This is a genomic window from Pandoraea commovens, assembly GCF_024704525.1.
GTDB classification, from domain to species: Bacteria; Pseudomonadota; Gammaproteobacteria; order Burkholderiales; family Burkholderiaceae; genus Pandoraea; species Pandoraea commovens.
In genome coordinates, this window is sequence record NZ_CP102780.1 from 1206743 (window position 1) to 1227016 (window position 20274).

General features: G+C 60.8%; 1 protein-coding gene, 2 tRNA genes and 3 rRNA genes. All 6 read left to right on the forward strand.

Going from position 1 to position 20274, the window contains the following annotated elements; translation table 11 throughout:
- Nucleotides 1-199 precede the first annotated feature (199 nt).
- The 6 genes from NTU39_RS06080 to rrf all read left to right on the forward strand — a co-directional run bounded on the left by NTU39_RS06080 (nucleotide 200) and on the right by rrf (nucleotide 19709).
- Nucleotides 200-13888 (forward strand): filamentous hemagglutinin family protein, encoded by a 13689-nt coding sequence (locus NTU39_RS06080; protein ID WP_257959496.1) that lies wholly within the window; start codon nucleotides 200-202, stop codon nucleotides 13886-13888.
- Nucleotides 13889-14487: 599 nt separating this feature from the next.
- Nucleotides 14488-16020: ribosomal RNA gene (locus NTU39_RS06085) — 16S ribosomal RNA — on the forward strand.
- 64 nt (nucleotides 16021-16084) lie between these two features.
- A tRNA-Ile gene (locus NTU39_RS06090) sits at nucleotides 16085-16161 on the forward strand.
- Between the two features lie 52 nt (nucleotides 16162-16213).
- Nucleotides 16214-16289 (forward strand) — tRNA-Ala (locus NTU39_RS06095).
- Nucleotides 16290-16587: 298 nt separating this feature from the next.
- A 23S ribosomal RNA gene (locus tag NTU39_RS06100) occupies nucleotides 16588-19465 on the forward strand.
- 131 nt (nucleotides 19466-19596) lie between these two features.
- Nucleotides 19597-19709, forward strand: a 5S ribosomal RNA gene (rrf, locus tag NTU39_RS06105).
- Together the 16S, 23S and 5S rRNA genes with 2 tRNA genes alongside form the textbook arrangement of a ribosomal RNA operon.
- Nucleotides 19710-20274: the final 565 nt, after the last annotated feature.

Below are 20274 nucleotides of genomic sequence, written 5' to 3' on the forward strand. Positions count from 1 at the left end.
GTCATGTCACGAAAGATTCAAATAAATCCTTGCCGATTGGCCTGCGTCGAAGGGTCTTAGTCCCGAGAGCGTCAAGTGTTCCTTTCGCATTCCTATGCATGGGACGTTTGGACGAAAACCTGCCAGAGGCTGTCCGCTGGCGTTGTCGCGAGACACCGCCCCACAGCCGCACCAGACGACAGACGGGATTGAAACCATCATGCGTAAGCGCGTAGCTTCTTCTTCGCCCTCCGTGCCCTCCTTGCCACTGCGCGTGCTGCGCATCCGCCCGCTTGCGCAAGCAGTCGCGGTGTTCGCCGCGAGTAGCGCCATGATCGGCGCAGCCCACGCGCAGCAGGCGTTCAGCAGTGCATGGTTCGCCGCACGCGGTGCTGCGCAGACTACAGCGGCGCAAACGGGACGTTTGCCGAACGGCATGCCCGTCTCGTCGCTGCAAAACCCGGGTGAGCAGCAGCAGCGCGCCAATCAGGCTTTGCAGAACTCCATCGCCAATCTCGCCACCGCAGCACAAGGTATCGCGGCGATGCAGGCCGCGCAGATGGCGGCGCGTCAGGCGGCCGCTGCGTCTCCGGAAACGATTCCCGACGGTCTTGCCGAAGGCGGCCTGAAGGTCGACACGAATAGCCTCACGGCGGGCTGGATCAACGCCAAGAAAGACATCGCGCAAACGCGCGACGCCGCTGGCAACACCAACGTCAAGATCGAGCAGACGGGCGAGAAGGCCATTCTGAACTGGGAGACGTTCAACGTCGGGCGTCGCACGACGGTCGAGTTCGCGCAGCAACCGGGTTGGGCGGTGCTCAACCGCGTGAACGACCCGAACGCTCGCCCGAGCCAGATTCAGGGCCAGATCAAGGCGGATGGCACGGTCGTGATCGTCAACCGCAACGGCATTCAGTTCACGGGCACGGCGCAAGTCGATACGCGCAATCTCGTCGCGGCTGCCGTGGGCATGACGAACGACCAGTTCAATCGCGGCATCTACGGCGCGGCACTCGCAGGCGCGACGGTGCCGACGTTCGCCAACGACCTGACTGTCACCGGTTCGGGCTTCTCGCATACCGGCGCGACGGCCAATGTGGTCGTCGATGCAGGTGCACGAATCGGCACGCGCAATCCGCAGTCGGTGACAGAAGGCGGCGGCTATGTGCTGCTGCTGGGTCGCGAAGCGCATAACCGGGGCACGATCGTCACACCCTCGGGCCAGACGGTGATTGCGGGCGGCGACGCGTTCGTTATCCGTCGCGGTATGGGCACCGACGGCAATCCTAATTCCAGCACGCGCGGCAACGAAGTCACGCCGGGCCTCCTCGCGGGATCGACGGCCGGACGCGTCAGCAACAGCGGTCTGATCCTGTCGACGCTGGGCGACATCACGCTCACCGGTCGTCAAGTCGATCAAAGTGGCGTGCTGGTGTCGAGCACCTCCGTGAACACGCGCGGCACGATCCATCTGACGGCGAGCGGCGACGCAAACGCACAGGTGAAGGTCGCGCCGGGTGCAGTGAGCGCCATCCTGCTCGACACGGCAGGCGACACGGCGCTCGATGTGCAGCGCTCGTCGTTGCTTGCAGACACTGCCAAGGTCGCTGAATCCGGGCTGTACAACCGTCGCGATCAGTCGCTGGTGCAGGTCGTCTCGTCGGGCGACGTACTTTTCGACAGCGACTCGCTCACGCTAGCCAACGGCGGGCAGATCAACGTGGCGGCGACGCGTCGCATGGTCGCGATGGAGCGTGCCAAGCTCGACGTGTCGGGCGCGGTCGGCGTGCAGGTGGCGATGGCGTCGAACAACCTCGAAATCAGCGTGCAGGGCAACGAGCAACGCGATGCGCCGACCAATCGCGATTCCGCACTGCTCAACAACCAGACGCTCTTCATCGACCGTCGCTATCTGGTACGCGTGCCAGCGGGTACGCAAGGCTTCACGACCGATCGTTGGTACACCGCGGGCGGTCTGCTCGAAGTCAGCGGCTATCTGAACACGGCGCAACACGGTATCGGCGAGTGGGCCGCACAGGGTGGAACGGTGCAATTGGGCGGCGCAGAGGTCGTCACGCGCGCCGGTTCGCTGATCAATCTCGCGGGCGGCACGCTCGACGTGCAGACCGGCATGATCCGTCAGAGCTGGCTGCGTGGCGATGACGGGCAACTCTATCGTGCTGACAATGCGCCGGGCGATTTGCGCTATCTGGGTGTGTATCGCGGTTTCGAAGTCGCTCACACCCGATGGGGTAAAGGCGCCACGGAGTCATACGCCACGCCATTCATCGCGCCGGGCGAACGCCTGGAGAACGGCTACACCGTCGGACGCGATGCGGGGCGTCTGGTCGTCTCCAGTCTGTCGGCCGTGCTTGAGGGCGACGTCGATACGTCCGTCTATCAAGGGCCGCGCCAGACGCTGGCCGCCGACCGGGGACTCTACGACGGTTATCTGCAATCTCAACTGGCTGCACCGCGCGCCGGACAGTTCATCGTTGGGCGGATCACGCCCTATTACGACGACGTAGCGCTCGCCTTGCGCGACAGTCCGTCGGCGCTCGTTCGTACTATCGACGTCGGGTCGGTGCTGCCGTTGGCGGCCGACATCGCACTCGATGCGGCGATCGATCCGAAGCGCGCAGGAAAGATCTCGCTCGACGCCGACTGGATCAATCGTCAGAACTTCGGTGCCGTGAAGCTGATGGCGACCGAGCGATTGACGCTGGGCGGCGACCTTCGTGTTGCCGATGGTGGTGACGTCGGCCTGCATGCCACGCGCGTGGAACTCAACGCTAACGTGACGGCGCGCGGCGGGGTTATCGCCGCAGGCAACATCCTGAATCAGATGCTCACGATCACCAGCAACGGTGTCTGGACCGACATGCCCGTTGCGGACACTGCCGTCGTCGGCGGTGAGCAGTACGTCAAGGTGGCGGGCGGCGCGACGCTCGACGCACGTGGCCTGTGGAGCCGCGCGGATGACGGCGAAGCGGGCATTCACGGCCTGCCGTATGTCAACGGCGGTAGTGTGCAGCTCTCCAGTTCGGGCGACGTAAGGTTGCTGCCGGGGAGTGTCGTCGATGTGTCGTCGGGCGCAGCGTTGTTGTCGAACGGCACGGTGCGTGGTGGCAAGGGCGGCAGCGTCTCGCTGCTGGCCAGCCAGTACGACCTCGACGGCAAGCGGCATGGTGAGTTGCAGGTCGACGGTACGTTGCGCGCCTATGGTGTGAACGGCGGCGGCACGCTCAAGGTCGACACGGGCAACGGCGTGCTCATCGGCGGTGCGGGGCTTCAGACGGAGGGATGGCTCGCTGCCGGTGAGTCGTTGCCGATTAACGTCATGCTGCTGGAGGACTATACGATCAAGGCGGGCACCATCGCGCCGGTCGACTACAAGCAGACGATCTCACGCGTGATGCCGGGGCAGACGCTCACCACAGCACCGGCGATCACCGCCGACGCGCCGGTGACGCTCGCCGCCGACTGGACGGTGCCTGCAGGGGCGTCGGGCACCTTCTTCGCTTACGCACCGAGTGGCCGCTCCTATAGTTCGGGGCAGGTCGTGCCTGCGGGCACCGTTATCGTGCGCACGTTCGGCACCGTCGCGCCGGACTATGTGCTTCCGGGTAACGTCTTCCCGCAGGGCATCCCTGTCGTGCCGTACAACGTAGTCGCCAAGGCAGGCACGCCGCTGCCGTTCGACGTGACGCTGACTAAAGGGGATGTCGTCCCCGTCGGGCTGACCGTGACTAAGAAGGTGCGGGTGGCGTCGCCTACGGTCTTGAGTGCGGATCTCTTCTCTACGGGTTTCGCGCGCTACGACGTCACGGGTCAACTGGGCGTGTCTGTGGCCGACAATGCACATCTGAACGTCGTGATGCCGGTGCTGTATGCGGACAAGCAGGCCGCGCAGGACGCCGCGAGCGGCAGCGATCCGTCTCGCGTATTGCGCACGTATCTCCCGCCGGTCTGGCAGAGCGACGCCGCGAAGGGCACCGTCACGCAACGCGGCGGTGCCGATCTCGCGCTCAACGCGGGGACGGTCTACAAGCGCGCGCCGCTGGTCGTGGCCGAAGGTGCGCGCATCGACGTCGATCCGGGGCGCAGCATCGCGCTGACGGGCAACGATCAGATCACCTTGCTCGGCGGGTTGTACGCGGCCTCGGGGACGGTCGGTCTGTTGCGCGGCGCGTTCGGCACGGGCAATGACGTCGATCGCCCCGACGGCGCGTTCACGGCGCGCTCGATCTGGCTCGGCAGCCATTCCGTGATCGATGTGGCGGCCCGACCGTTTGTGGCGCAGGACGCGTCCGGCGCATACAACGGCCGGGTGGCCGCTGGCGGCACGATCCAGATCGGCGCAAAGTACGCGCCCGGAGCGACCAAGGTCGACGCCGCAGACGCTTTCGTCATCGTGCGCCCCGGAGCGAAGCTCGATGCGTCGGGCGCGTCGGCAGACGTCGACGTACCGGGTCAGGGCCGCACGCATGTGACGAGCAACGGCGGCGTGATTTCGCTGGCCTCGGCACGGGGCCTGTATCTCGACGGTGAGATGATCGCCGCGTCGGGGGGCGCGGGCGCTGCGGGCGGCACGCTGAATCTGGTGCTTGAGACGCTGGCGTACGCCCCTGTCGACCGCCTCACACTCAAGGGTGCCGCCGTGGAAGACGCGGTTCGCGTCGCCCACGAGATGGTCGTTGCACAAACGCAGGGTCCGAGCACGCTGTCGGACACCCTGACGGCGGGCGCAGTCGGTGGCGGGCTCGCGATGGGGACTGCTCGCATCGGCGTGGATCGCGTCAAGGCCGGTGGCTTCGACAATCTGGCGCTGCTCGCCAACGGCATGATCGACTTCGACGGCAGCGTCGACCTGTCGCTGGGACAAAGCGTGCGACTGACGGCCAATTCCTTCGGTCTGGCAGCGAACGCGACCCCGGGAAGCGTGGTGAAGATTGCGGCGCCGTATGTGCAACTGGCCGGGGCCACGCGTGCGCAGGGCGAAAACGAGATCATGCCCAATGCGGTCGTGGGCTCGAAGAATCAGGGGCAGGGTGGCGGTGCGCTCGGATTACCAGCGCAGGACCGCAACGCAAAGTTCGAGGTCGATGCATCGATCATCGATCTGTCGGGTCCGATGCAATTCGGCACAGCGGGGACCATCGAGACGAACACTGCACCGATCGAAGTCCGCCGACTCGCGTTTGGCGATGTCGCGTTGCGCAGCCGTGGCGACCTGCGGCTTCTCGACAAGACGACGTTCTACGTTCCGGGCGATCTGACGCTTGCCGCCGCTCAGATCTACCCTGTCTCCGAAGCCACCGCGACCATTGTCGTGGGGCAGCGCACGTATGTGAACGAACAGTGGCAGACGAACGAAATCCGATTCGACCCTGAGCGCAAGTTGACCATCGAGCGCGTGGGCGACGCGCTACCTGCACAACCCTATTCGCTCTTTGGCAATCTGATGCTCGCCGCGCCGAATATCTTGCAGGGCGGGGTGTTGCGCGCCCCGATGGGCTCCATCACGTTCGGCACCGCCAGTAACCTTCAGACCATTGGTTTGCTGCGTTTGCTGCCGGGCAGTGTCACGTCGGTGAGTGCGGCCGGGCTGACGATGCCCTTTGGTGGCTCGCTCGACGGCCTGAGCTATCTCAATGCCGGTGCCGACGCGAAATTCGCGCTGGCAGGCGCAGGGCCGACGATTGCTGTGTATGCGCACTCGGTAGGCGTGGATGATGGCGCGGTCATCGATCTGTCGGGCGGTGGCGAGATTCGCGGCGCGGCGTTCCTTAGCGGACGCGGCGGCTCGATCGACGCGCGCCTCTCGCCGCTCATGCAGGTGGTGCAGACGGGCAACAAGGCTAGCTTCACGCTGCCGTCCCTGTCGTCCAATCCGGTCTACGCCATCGTTCCCGGTGCACAGTCGGGCTACGCGCCCATCGTGAGCGACAACGGCGCGGGCGCACCGCTCATCGGTCAGCAGATCACTATCGGCAACGGTGTGCCGGGACTGCCTGCCGGAACCTACACGCTGCTGCCGTCGACATTCGCACTGCTGCCTGGCGCGTACCGCGTGGAGTTACAACCGGGGACGACGGCACCGGCGGGTCTCACGCCGCTCGCGATGCGCAACGGCTCGCTCGCGCTTTCGGCACAGTTGAGCGTGAACGACACCGGCATTCGCAGCGCCGCGCCTACGCGGGCTGTGCTCACGTCCGCAGACACGTTGCGTAAGTACTCGCAGTACAACGAGATGAGCTACGCCGATTTCGCACGGGCGGCGTCGGCCCGCGATGGTGTTCCCCGCTCGCTGATCGAGGCGGATGCCAAGCGTCTCGACTTATATTTCCTGCCGCACTCCTACCTGGGCGCAATCGACGGACTTCCGTCGCTGCGTTTCGAAGGTCACGCCGACGTCACGCATGGAAAGGACGGTTACGGTGCCAGCGTTCTCGTCAGTTCGCCGTCCGGCGCTAGCTTCGAAATTCTCGGCGCGAATGCCAGGCCAACGGTGGGCGATATCGGCTTGGTATCGCTCTATGCCAACGACTTGAACGCCATCGGTGCGGCGCGACTGGCGATCGGTGCGCTGCCCGAAGTGCTCAAGGGCACGGGAGGCACGCTGGGGGCCGCCACGGCATCGTTCGATGTCAATGGTCGCGGCAATGTGTACGACGTGGTGCTGCGCGGCGGCGCGGTCTTGCGCGCGGGTGAGGTGTTCATCGTGACACGCTCACCGACCCGCGGTATCACCATCGAGCAGGGCAGCGGCATCAACACGCTCGGCTATGGCATGCAGATGTGGGATGCGTCGAACGGCTACACCTACGCACCGGGCACGTCCGGTGTGCTGGCCGTGTCCAACGGTCGGATTGCGATGCTCGCGCCGACGCCGACAACGGCTACCGACTCGTTTGGTTCGGGCTACATCGACCTAGGGGTCTGCACGGCGGGCGCTGCGTGCAGCGGCGAATCGCTGCTGCTGTCCGAGGGCTCCATCGCGGTAGCGACGGATAAGCGCTTCACGATCACCGATGCCGTGCGCTACGGCACGCGTCAACTATCGCTCTCCGTCGGGCGGGTGAACGTGGGCGAGCAGGCTTCACTCGACGCGCTGGCGGCATCCGGGAAGCTTGCGCAGGGGCTGACGCTGAATCAACCGGTGCTGTCGCGTCTGCTGCGCGGTGACACGGTGTACGGCGCACCGGCGCTGGAGAGCCTGTCGCTCATCGCCCGCGATTCGATCAACTTCTACGATTCCGTCGAACTGTCCACCATCGACGCGACCACCGGCAAGTCGACCATCGATACGCTCGTGCTCGGCACCCCTGCGATCTTCGGCTACGGGGCGAGCGATGCGCTGGCGCGTATTCGCACGGATCGTCTGGTCTGGACCGGCTCGAAGGCCCCGGCGAGCAGTGTGGTCGCCGGTGGCGCGGGAACCGGCAGCGGTCGGTTAGCGATTGAGGCACGCGAGATCGAGTTCGGTTTTGGGCCGGCCACGCAGCCCGACGTCAACAACGCCATGAACCGTCTGGCGGTCGGGTTCTCGACGGTCGAGCTCAAGGCGAGCGAACGTGTCACGGCCAATCAGAAGGGCAGCCTGTCCGTCTATCGCTCACAAGACGGCTGGAACGACCAGACGCACGCCTACGACTACAGCGGCGGCGATATCGTCATCGATACGCCGATCCTCACTGGGGCGGCGGGTTCGGTCAATCGCTTCAATGCGGGCGGGAACATCACGGTCGCCAATGCAAGCGCACGGGCGAAGTCAGCGGTTGGCAATGACCAACTGGTCGCCGCCCTCGGGGCGGAAGTCGGGCTGAAGTCCGGCGGCGCGACGTACATCGATACCAATGTCGTGCTGCCGAGCGGTCGCCTGCGGGTGGACGCGGCCGGTGATGTCACGCTCAGAGATGGCGCGCAACTCGATCTCGCAGGACGCAAGCTCCAGTTCTTCGACGCGACGAAATACAGCTGGGGCGGCGACGTGCTGCTTTCCAGCGAGCAAGGCAACGTGCGTCAGGCGGGTGGGGCGGTCATCGATCTGTCGGCTGTCGAGAACCGTGCAGGCAAGTTGTCCGTGACGGCAGTGGGCGCGACCGGCGGGGACGTCTCGCTCGCAGGTAAGTTGCTCGGCAGCGCGACCGGCATGTACGACGCAGGCGGCACGCTGGTCCCGTTCAGCGCGGGCGGTATCGATGTGCGGGCACAGCGCATCGATGGCTTCACGGCATTGAATTCACGTTTGAGCGAAGGGGGCGTGTTCGGTAGCCGCAGCTTCCAGATCAAGCAAGGCGATCTCGTCGTCGGCGACGAACTCAAGGCACGCGAAATTACGCTGTCGGTCGACGGCGGGCGGCTCGATATCGCCGGGCGGGTCGATGCGAGCGGCAAGCAGGTGGGGAGCATCCGATTGTCGGCGCGTGACGGTGTCAACGTCGGCGGCAATGCAACGCTTGACGCACATAGCACCACGCTCCGGCTGGATAGCTACGGTAAGCCTATCGAGGCTTCGAACCGCGCTATTGTCGAAATCAACGGCGGTGACGGGCGGGTTGTGCTGGCCGATGGCGCGCGCATCGATGTACGTGCCGGGACGAATGGCACGCCGCTCAACGTCGGCACCGTCGAGATCAGCGCCAAACGTCTGGGGCCGAATGGCGCGGGTAGTGCGACCGGTAACGACATTGCCATCGATGCGGGCGGCAACGTCGTGATCGATGGTGCACGTTCGATTACCGTCAACGGCATGCAGCGGGATGCCAATGCGCGTCCGGGCACCGACGTTTCGGTCGACGGCCGACCGTATCAGATCATCGATCAGGATTATCTCGACACGCTGCACGGACAGAACGAGACGTTCATGTCCAACGCGCTGGCCAACGGCGCACTGCTCACGCGACTGGCGGGCCTGCGTCGCTATACGGCCGCCTTCCATCTGCGACCGGGCGTCGAGATCGTGAGTGCCACGCCTGAGGGCGATCTGCACATCGATGGCGACATCGACATGTCGCGCTATCGCTACGCGAGTCTGAATCCGAACACGCAGAAGACCGGTGTGTACGGCAGCGGCGAAGCCGGGGCGCTGACCATTCGTGCGGGCGGCAACCTCGAAGTGTTCGGCAGCGTGAACGACGGCTTCGACACGAGCAAGCTGACTGCGACGTCTTCGGACAACAAGGGATGGGTGCTCACCAGCGGCAAGGCGGGTTGGGGCGGTGACGCCGTCGTGCCCGTGGGCGGTCTGGTCACACTTGCGGCAGGGACGACGTTCCCGGCAGAGCGACAACTCAATTACGACATCTCGATCGAAGCCAGCACGCTCCCGAGCGGCACGCGTCTGCCAAGGCAGGCGACGTTGACGGCCGATCTGACCTTCCCCGCAGGCACGGTGCTGGGCGGCGCGGTGCGCGATGCGTCCGGCAACGTGGTGTACGCGGCGGGTTCGGTACTCACGTCAAGCGTGACGCTCACTCGCGACATGAAGCTGGACGCAGGCGTGCTGCTGCCCGGCGACGCATCGGTCGCCGCGATGATCTGGCCCGCAGGCAAGGTGCTGCCCACGACCTTTGTGCTGGCCAGCGATCTGGCGATGAAGAAGGGCGCGATCATTCCGGCAGAAACGACCGTCAAGCTGCCGAACGATGCGACGTTCGTCAACGTGCGTCCCGCCGATGCCGACGGAATTCAGGGACAACTGCTGGCGCTCGCGCCGATGCTGCAGCCGGGATCGGCCGCTTGGTCGATGCGGCTGGTCGCTGGTGCCGACCTTGCTGCCGCTGATCCGCGTGCACTGCGCGCGTCTGCTGCGAACGGTCATCTGGCGCTCTCGGATACGCATTACGGGATGGGGGAAAAGTCAGTGAAAATCCCGGGCACGGGAACAGTCGGTGTGTATCGCTGGGGAAGTGATGCATCGTGGTATTTCGGTACGACTCCCGGGGATCCGATTACGGCGCAGGAGCTCGCGGACTACGGTATCAATTCCGACGCCGATGCGGACTTCTGGAACACGATGGGCGACATGATTCAGATCGTCACACCGGGAATTCCTGCGCAGTTCGAACTGAAAGCCAGCCCGGCGCGTGAGCCGATTTTCAGTGTGGTGCGCACCGGCACGGGCGATCTCGACATGCTCGCGGGCGGAAACTTCACCATGAACTCGCCGTACGGTGTCTATACGGCCGGTACGCAATCGCGAGATGTGGCGGCCGCCTACAACCTGGCCCGCTCCAAGGTGAAAAACGCAACGGTGCTGGGGCCGGACGGCGGCGAGTTCGAGAAGTTCGTCGACGGCAAGGCGCAGAGCCTGTATTCGGCGTGGTATCCGGAGCACGGTGGCAACCTCTTCGTGCGCGCGCAGGGCGACATTCGTGGCGATACGATCGGCACGTCCGATAGCTACCGACGCCCGAATGCGACGGGGTTCGGCGACCCGCGTCAGGTCACCGATTCGGGCAATGTCGGTAGCTGGTTGTGGCGACAAGGCTCCGGTTCCGTGATTCAGACGGACGGTGTGCCGACCGCATGGTGGGTGAACTTCGGAACTTACACGGCGGGTAAACAGAGCGGTTCCGACGTGTTCGGTACGGCACCTTTCCTGCAGGGCTTTACCGGGCTTGGAACGCTCGGCGGTGGCAACGTCGTGCTTGAGGCGGGCGGCAACGCGGGCATGCTCGAATCGCGGATGGGGCCGGGCAATACCGAAGGCCCACGTGCGCTGGCGCGAAGCGAGGGGCTGAACGTCTCTGTGGCCAGTACCGGTCGTGTCTCGGCCGATGGCTCGCAGATCGTACTCACCGGTGGGGGCGATCTCGACGTGCGTATCGGCGGCGGCCTGAATCCGGTGCGCGAAGTTCGCGCCGTCGCGCCGACCAATAACCCGATTACCGATCTGTCCACATGGCGTATCGGCAATCTTGCACTGAACGGCACGTTCACCAACCTGCGCGGCGCGACACGCGTCGAAGCCGGAGCACTGGGCGGGTTCGACGCCATCTTTGGCGGCACCGACATAAGCGAGTCGCGCGCTCGCGACCCCTATGTCGCCGAACGCGGCATCGGGACCGGTGGACCATCGCTCGTGCTGGGCGACTCGACGGCCCGTATCGACACGCGTGGCGATCTGGTAATCGGCGGTTACGGCGACGCCACGCGCACGCAACAGCGCACCAATGGCACGCCGTTCTCCGTGAACGGCACCTCCTATAGCGGCGAGGGCATCAGTTGGTTCACGCTCTGGACGCCCTCGACTGCCATCGATCTGTTCAGCGCGGGCGGGAATTTGGTGCCGATCACGACGTTGGGGGACAACGGCCGTGTGGGGATGAACTATTCGGCGACAGACGGGCGCTTCGTGTTGCCCGCCACGTTGCGTGCTGTGGCGGCCAATGGGAGCATCTACAACGGTTACTCGGCGACGGGGATCCTCGGCGAAGATTCGTATCCGTCCCGTGGCGACACACCGGTATTGTTGGCACCTGAGCCGGTCAGTTCCCTGTTCAAGGTCGCTACCGACGGTGGCGCGCTGGAGATGATCGCAGGTAAGTCGTTGTACAGCTCCGGCTACGCGATCAGTCGCTCGGCGGCGGATCCGACAGCATTGCCCACTGCGCAGAATCCGGCGTTCGCGGGCGGGGTGCTCGCCACCTGGTTCGGTCGTAAGTTCCTGACCAACGTTCGGCAAGATGCGCTGGCGCCGGGGTTCATGCTGCTTGCCTACAGTCAGGATTCGCTCGATCGTTTCCCGATGTTCAGCCTGACGCCGGCGACCGTCTCAGGGTACGACTTCAGCGGCATCTCGCCCGCACGTTTCTATGCGCTGACCGGCGATATCGTGGGACTTCAGACCGGCGGTATCAACTATCGCGGAACCGTGGTGCCGCAACCGGGTACGGAGGCGAACTGGTACGAGGGCAACGGCGCAGTCGCCATCCGGGCGGGCAGAGACATCGTCAACTCGGGCACACCGCTTGGAACGTTCCTGTCGACTAACGGCAATTTCGCAGGCTGGTACACCATTCCGGACTTTCAGGATCCGGTGAACAATCCGGGCAGGCCGCAACCGAGAAGCAATGCAACGGCACGGGGCAACCTGATCGTGCAGAACTCGCCGGACGACATTTCCGTCGTCTCGGCCGGACGCGATATCCGATATAGCTCGTTCTACGTGGCCGGTCCGGGCTTGCTCGAAGTGACGGCCGGACGCGACATTCTCATGGGCGACAAGGCCGAGCTGCGCAGCCTCGGGGCGCTGACCAACGTCACGTCGGGTGACCGGAGCAGCGGTGCCGGGATTGCCGTGGCGGCGGGCGTCGGTCCGAAGGGGCTCGACGGTATCGACTTCAAGGCGTTCGCTGCTCGTTATCTGGATCCGGCGAATCTGGCCGAAGCGGGGCGTCCGTTCGCCGATCAGCCAGGTAAGGCAGTCGTCGTGTATGGCGGCGAGATGACGTTGAGCGGCTGGCTGAAGCAGGAGTTTGGTTATGCGGACGATGCGAGCCGTGCCGAGGCCTATCTCGTCAACAAACAGGCCGAACTCGATGCCGCGAGCAAAGCGGCGGGCGGTGCCGGGGCTGTTGCCAAGCGCGATCTGCGAAATGAATATCAGCAGCAAAGCAATCTGTATCTCGTGAACTGGCTGACCCGACGTTTTGGCGACGCATCGGTGCGCTATGGTCAGAGCGTTCGTTTCGATGCGGCGTCGATGGACGCGCGTCAGTTCTTCGACGCGCTTGCGCCCGAGCAACAGCGTGCCTATCTCCGGGACGTCTATTTCGCCGAACTGCGTGCGTCGGGCCGGGAGTACAACGACGCGAGCGGCCCGCGCGCGGGCAGCTATTTGCGCGGTCGGGAAGCCATTGCGACCTTGTTCCCGACGACCGATGCGACGGGCGCGGCACGGCAGTACGACGGCGATCTGACGATGTACAGTAGCGCGGCGTATTTCCTCCAGAACATGAATCGTTTGTCGACGACGCGTCCGCAGGCCGGCGTTAAGTATTTGACGCAGGCTCAGTGGATTGCGCGTGGAAGTCCGGCGACGGGCGTGCCGCACTACGAAGTGCAGGATGCCGGGATTCATACGGACTTTGGTGGCGGCGTGAGCGTACTCACGCCAGGCGGGCGGACGCTCGTCGGCGTGGACGGCGGGTTCGTCCCGGAAGAAGGGTCGGGGATTCTGACGCAGGGCAGGGGCAACGTCGAACTGTATTCGCTCGATAGCATTCTGCTGGGACAGAGCCGTATTTTCACGACGTTCGGCGGCCACATCCTGGCGTGGTCGGCGCAAGGCGATATCAACGCTGGTCGCGGCTCGAAGTCCACCGTCGTCTATACCCCGCAACGCCGGGTGTATGACGGGCTCGGCATTGTTTCGCTCTCGCCGACGACGCCGAACACGGGCGCTGGCATTGCGACGCTGGCGCCGATCCCGGAGGTACCGCCGGGCGACATCGACCTGATCGCCCCGCTGGGAACGGTCGACGCGGGCGAAGCCGGGATTCGGGTGTCGGGTAATGTGAACGTTGCGGCATTGCGTGTGATGAATGCCGAGAACATTCAGGTGCAAGGCAAATCGGTGGGTATCCCGACGGTCGCTGCGGTCAACGTCGGTGCGCTGACGAATGCGAGCGCCACGGCGGCGCAAGCGGCGTCCGCCGCTCAGGAGGCGATGGCTCGCGATCGGGCGGCATCGAGGCAGAATCAGTCGTCCATCTTTAGCGTGCGCATGCTGGATGCCGGGGCGCAGACAGACAGCACGGGTAAGCCGCGTGCGGATACCGGCAAGATGTTCCGCTACGATCCGGCGTCGCCCGTGCAGGTGGTTGGTCAGATGAATCTGTCCGAGTCCCAGTTACAGGCGCTGACCCCGACGGAACGGAAGAACTTGATGCGTTGATCGTTCTTGATGAGGAGAAGGACCGACCGCTCTCTATATATAGGGAGAGCGGCCGGTCCTCTTCGTTTGGGCGGTGGCTGGCGCGTGGACACGCAAGATTCCCACGATCGTAAAAATAATTTCACAAAGGACTTGCGCTCGTTCGTGAACGTCATTAATATTCCGTCTCTCGCAACGACGGGGACGCAGCGAAAGCAGCGACGAGGTTGAAGCGACGGGCTAGAAAGCCCGGTGGTTAGTGGTTTTGGAGCTTGTGAGTCGCTACGGCGACGAACGAAGAAAGCGAAAAAAACTGTTGACGACGACGAGAAGCTGCGACATAATCTCACTTCTCTGCTGCTGATGCAGCGACGCAGAAAACGAAGCGACGGCGCGGTAATTAAGCGACGAAGTTAAGTCAGATGCGATTGATCTTTAAAAATTAAACAACCGATAAGTGTGGGCACTCGATGAATAGTGCGTCTGCTTCGGCAGATAAGCTTTAAATTTATTGAGGCTCACATAGTAATAGGTAAGTTAAGTAATTAACTTGTCAGCATACTTTGAGAGCGACCGGTTCTAGTGATTTATCACGAAAAACCGAAAACAGTAACAGGTTTAAACTGAAGAGTTTGATCCTGGCTCAGATTGAACGCTGGCGGCATGCCTTACACATGCAAGTCGAACGGCAGCACGGGTGCTTGCACCTGGTGGCGAGTGGCGAACGGGTGAGTAATATATCGGAACGTACCTTGTAGTGGGGGATAGCTCGGCGAAAGCCGGATTAATACCGCATACGCTCTGAGGAGGAAAGCGGGGGACCTTCGGGCCTCGCGCTACAAGAGCGGCCGATATCAGATTAGCTAGTTGGTGGGGTAAAAGCTTACCAAGGCGACGATCTGTAGCTGGTCTGAGAGGACGACCAGCCACACTGGGACTGAGACACGGCCCAGACTCCTACGGGAGGCAGCAGTGGGGAATTTTGGACAATGGGCGAAAGCCTGATCCAGCAATGCCGCGTGTGTGAAGAAGGCCTTCGGGTTGTAAAGCACTTTTGTCCGGAAAGAAATCCTCTGGGTTAATACCTCGGGGGGATGACGGTACCGGAAGAATAAGCACCGGCTAACTACGTGCCAGCAGCCGCGGTAATACGTAGGGTGCAAGCGTTAATCGGAATTACTGGGCGTAAAGCGTGCGCAGGCGGTTTTGTAAGACGGATGTGAAATCCCCGGGCTCAACCTGGGAACTGCATTCGTGACTGCAAGGCTAGAGTATGGCAGAGGGGGGTAGAATTCCACGTGTAGCAGTGAAATGCGTAGAGATGTGGAGGAATACCGATGGCGAAGGCAGCCCCCTGGGCCAATACTGACGCTCATGCACGAAAGCGTGGGGAGCAAACAGGATTAGATACCCTGGTAGTCCACGCCCTAAACGATGTCAACTAGTTGTTGGGGATTCATTTCCTTAGTAACGTAGCTAACGCGTGAAGTTGACCGCCTGGGGAGTACGGTCGCAAGATTAAAACTCAAAGGAATTGACGGGGACCCGCACAAGCGGTGGATGATGTGGATTAATTCGATGCAACGCGAAAAACCTTACCTACCCTTGACATGTACGGAAGTCTGCTGAGAGGCGGATGTGCTCGAAAGAGAACCGTAACACAGGTGCTGCATGGCTGTCGTCAGCTCGTGTCGTGAGATGTTGGGTTAAGTCCCGCAACGAGCGCAACCCTTGTCCTTAGTTGCTACGCAAGAGCACTCTAAGGAGACTGCCGGTGACAAACCGGAGGAAGGTGGGGATGACGTCAAGTCCTCATGGCCCTTATGGGTAGGGCTTCACACGTCATACAATGGTCGGTACAGAGGGCTGCCAAACCGCGAGGTGGAGCTAACCCCAGAAAACCGATCGTAGTCCGGATCGCAGTCTGCAACTCGACTGCGTGAAGCTGGAATCGCTAGTAATCGCGGATCAGCATGTCGCGGTGAATACGTTCCCGGGTCTTGTACACACCGCCCGTCACACCATGGGAGTGGGTTTTGCCAGAAGTAGGTAGCCTAACCGTAAGGAGGGCGCTTACCACGGCAGGATTCATGACTGGGGTGAAGTCGTAACAAGGTAGCCGTAGGGGAACCTGCGGCTGGATCACCTCCTTTCTAGAGCATGCACTGGAAGTTGAGTGTTCACGCTTATCGGTTGTTGACTGCGTAGATCTAAGTCGGGTCTATAGCTCAGTTGGTTAGAGCACCGTCTTGATAAGGCGGGGGTCGATGGTTCGAGTCCATCTAGACCCACCAAGCTTTTTAACCACTGTTCGATAGACTCAAGTGGTGGTAAGTCGGCTTGATTGGGGGATTAGCTCAGCTGGGAGAGCACCTGCTTTGCAAGCAGGGGGTCGTCGGTTCGATCCCGTCATCCTCCACCAAAAACCTTAGATCACATCGATGTCAGTCAAAAGCGCTTTACGTCTGTAGTAAATCCCCTGTGATGAATTACAAGCAAAGTGAATGCTTTTGAATGACAGCAATGTCATGCAGTTTATGTTCTTTAACAATTTGGAAGAAGAAGTAGTACAACGGAAGCGCGTTAGAGATGGCGCGTGGAAATTGTACGGGTTGTGATTGTATCAACCAGTATTTAAGTGATCGAAAGATGACTTGGAATACGGCACAACGCTAATACTCAACCTATGAAGAATGTGTCGAAAGACGCACTCGTTATAGGGTCAAGCGAATAAGTGCATGTGGTGGATGCCTTGGCGATTACAGGCGATGAAGGACGCGATAGCCTGCGAAAAGTTGTGGGGAGCTGGCAAATAAGCATTGATCCACAAATGTCCGAATGGGGAAACCCGGCCTTTTAGGTCATCCTAGACTGAATACATAGGTCTAGCGAAGCGAACGCGGCGAACTGAAACATCTAAGTAGCTGCAGGAAAAGAAATCAACCGAGATTCCCAAAGTAGTGGCGAGCGAAATGGGACCAGCCTTCAAGATTTAGCACCGGTGTTATCAAAACGGAATGGAAAGTCCGGCCATAGTGGGTGATAGCCCCGTATGAGAAAACCCTGGTGTGGAACTAAGCTTGAGAAAAGTAGGGCGGGACACGTGAAATCCTGTCTGAAGATGGGGGGACCATCCTCCAAGGCTAAATACTCGTAATCGACCGATAGTGAACCAGTACCGTGAGGGAAAGGCGAAAAGAACCCCGGGAGGGGAGTGAAATAGATCCTGAAACCGCATGCATACAAACAGTCGGAGCCTCGTAAGGGGTGACGGCGTACCTTTTGTATAATGGGTCAGCGACTTACATTCAGTGGCAAGCTTAACCGAATAGGGAAGGCGTAGCGAAAGCGAGTCCGAATAGGGCGTTCAGTCGCTGGGTGTAGACCCGAAACCAAGTGATCTATCCATGGCCAGGTTGAAGGTGCGGTAACACGTACTGGAGGACCGAACCCACTAACGTTGAAAAGTTAGGGGATGAGCTGTGGATAGGGGTGAAAGGCTAAACAAACTTGGAAATAGCTGGTTCTCTCCGAAAACTATTTAGGTAGTGCCTCGTGTATCACCTTCGGGGGTAGAGCACTGTCATGGTTGAGGGGTCCATTGCGGATTACCTCGCCATAGCAAACTCCGAATACCGAAGAGTGCAATCACGGGAGACAGACATCGGGTGCTAACGTCCGGTGTCAAGAGGGAAACAACCCAGACCGCCAGCTAAGGTCCCTAAATATTGCTAAGTGGGAAACGAAGTGGGAAGGCTAAAACAGTCAGGAGGTTGGCTTAGAAGCAGCCACCCTTTAAAGAAAGCGTAATAGCTCACTGATCGAGTCGTCCTGCGCGGAAGATGTAACGGGGCTAAGCAATATACCGAAGCTGCGGATGCGAGCTTGCTCGCATGGTAGGAGAGCGTTCTGTAAGCCTGTGAAGGTGTCTTGTAAAGGATGCTGGAGGTATCAGAAGTGCGAATGCTGACATGAGTAGCGATAAAGGGGGTGAAAGGCCCCCTCGCCGTAAGCCCAAGGTTTCCTACGCAACGTTCATCGGCGTAGGGTGAGTCGGCCCCTAAGGCGAGGCAGAGATGCGTAGCTGATGGGAAGCAGGTTAATATTCCTGCACCGTCGTATGATGCGATGGGGGGACGGATCGCGGAAGGTTGTCCGGGTGTTGGAAGTCCCGGTCCCTGCAGTGGAGAAGGCGCTTAGGCAAATCCGGGCGCGTAATTCAAGGCTGTGGGGCGAGTGAACTTGTTCACGAAGCAATTGGAAGTGGTTCCAAGAAAAGCCTCTAAGCTTCAGTCATACGAGACCGTACCGCAAACCGACACAGGTGGGCGAGATGAGTATTCTAAGGCGCTTGAGAGAACTCGGGAGAAGGAACTCGGCAAATTGGTACCGTAACTTCGGGATAAGGTACGCCCTTGTAGCTTAACTGGCCTGCGCCAGAAGGGTGAAGGGGTTGCAATAAACTGGTGGCTGCGACTGTTTAATAAAAACACAGCACTCTGCAAACACGAAAGTGGACGTATAGGGTGTGACGCCTGCCCGGTGCCGGAAGATTAAATGATGGGGTGCAAGCTCTTGATTGAAGTCCCGGTAAACGGCGGCCGTAACTATAACGGTCCTAAGGTAGCGAAATTCCTTGTCGGGTAAGTTCCGACCTGCACGAATGGCGTAACGATGGCCACACTGTCTCCTCCCGAGACTCAGCGAAGTTGAAGTGTTTGTGATGATGCAATCTACCCGCGGCTAGACGGAAAGACCCCATGAACCTTTACTGTAGCTTTGCATTGGACTTTGAACCGGTCTGTGTAGGATAGGTGGGAGGCTTTGAAGCAGGAACGCTAGTTTCTGTGGAGCCGTCCTTGAAATACCACCCTGGCTTGTTTGAGGTTCTAACCTAGGTCCGTAATCCGGATCGGGGACAGTGCATGGTAGGCAGTTTGACTGGGGCGGTCTCCTCCCAAAGTGTAACGGAGGAGTACGAAGGTACGCTAGGTACGGTCGGAAATCGTGCTGATAGTGCAATGGCAAAAGCGTGCTTAACTGCGAGACTGACAAGTCGAGCAGGTGCGAAAGCAGGTCATAGTGATCCGGTGGTTCTGTATGGAAGGGCCATCGCTCAACGGATAAAAGGTACTCTGGGGATAACAGGCTGATACCGCCCAAGAGTTCATATCGACGGCGGTGTTTGGCACCTCGATGTCGGCTCATCTCATCCTGGGGCTGTAGCCGGTCCCAAGGGTATGGCTGTTCGCCATTTAAAGAGGTACGTGAGCTGGGTTTAAAACGTCGTGAGACAGTTTGGTCCCTATCTGCCGTGGGCGTTGGAAGTTTGAAGGGGGCTGCTCCTAGTACGAGAGGACCGGAGTGGACGAACCTCTGGTGTACCGGTTGTCACGCCAGTGGCATCGCCGGGTAGCTATGTTCGGAAGAGATAACCGCTGAAAGCATCTAAGCGGGAAACTCGCCTTAAGATGAGACTTCCCTAGGAACTCGATTCCTTTGAAGGGTCGTTCAAGACCAGGACGTTGATAGGTCAGGTGTGGAAGCGCAGTAATGCGTTAAGCTAACTGATACTAATTGCCCGTAAGGCTTGATCCTATAACCAGTGTGTTTTTCCTGGTGTGAGTATCGCAATGTGCCGATACACTCACAACCCACAATAGTTGTTGTACTACGCTTCTTCCGAATTGGTTTTGCTGACCTCAGGTCAGCAGAACATACAAGTTAAGCCTGATGACCATAGCGAGTTGGAACCACCCCTTCCCATCCCGAACAGGACCGTGAAACGACTCCACGCCGATGATAGTGCGGATACCCGTGTGAAAGTAGGTAATCGTCAGGCTCCCCTTAAAAACCCCTTGCTACAAACGTAGCAAGGGGTTTTTGCTTTGCGGCCCGCACTTTGCGTGTTCGTAGGTATTCTCCGTTCTTAACGCATTCCACTCACGTATTGTCGTTGCGGCCGCTTCTTGAATAGACGACAGCAAGGGGGAGGCTTTGCGGCGCGCACTTTGCGTGTTCTTAGGTATTCTCCGTTCTTAACGCATTCCACTCACGCATTGTCGTCGCGGCCGCTTCTTGAATAGACGACAGCAAGGGGGAGGCTCTGAGGCGAGCATTTGCACACGAATCCATCGTGCCGTCAGTTTCCGGGTGTTGCTGTGCGCCTCAACAGCGATTTTGCTCGACCGTACGCTTGAGGTAACGGGCCAGCCAGTCAGGCCACGTCCAAGTCATTATTTCCGGTTTTGTACCCTCTAACGATTGCGCTCCGTCTGCGGATTGCTCAATCGCGTATTCACGTATTAACGTGTGCTTGGGTGCCTGACGTCGTATTCCTCTAGCCCCGCAATTGGCGTCGACCATTCCGGTGGGGGGCGTGACTCGACTAGAACACGTTGCCTACG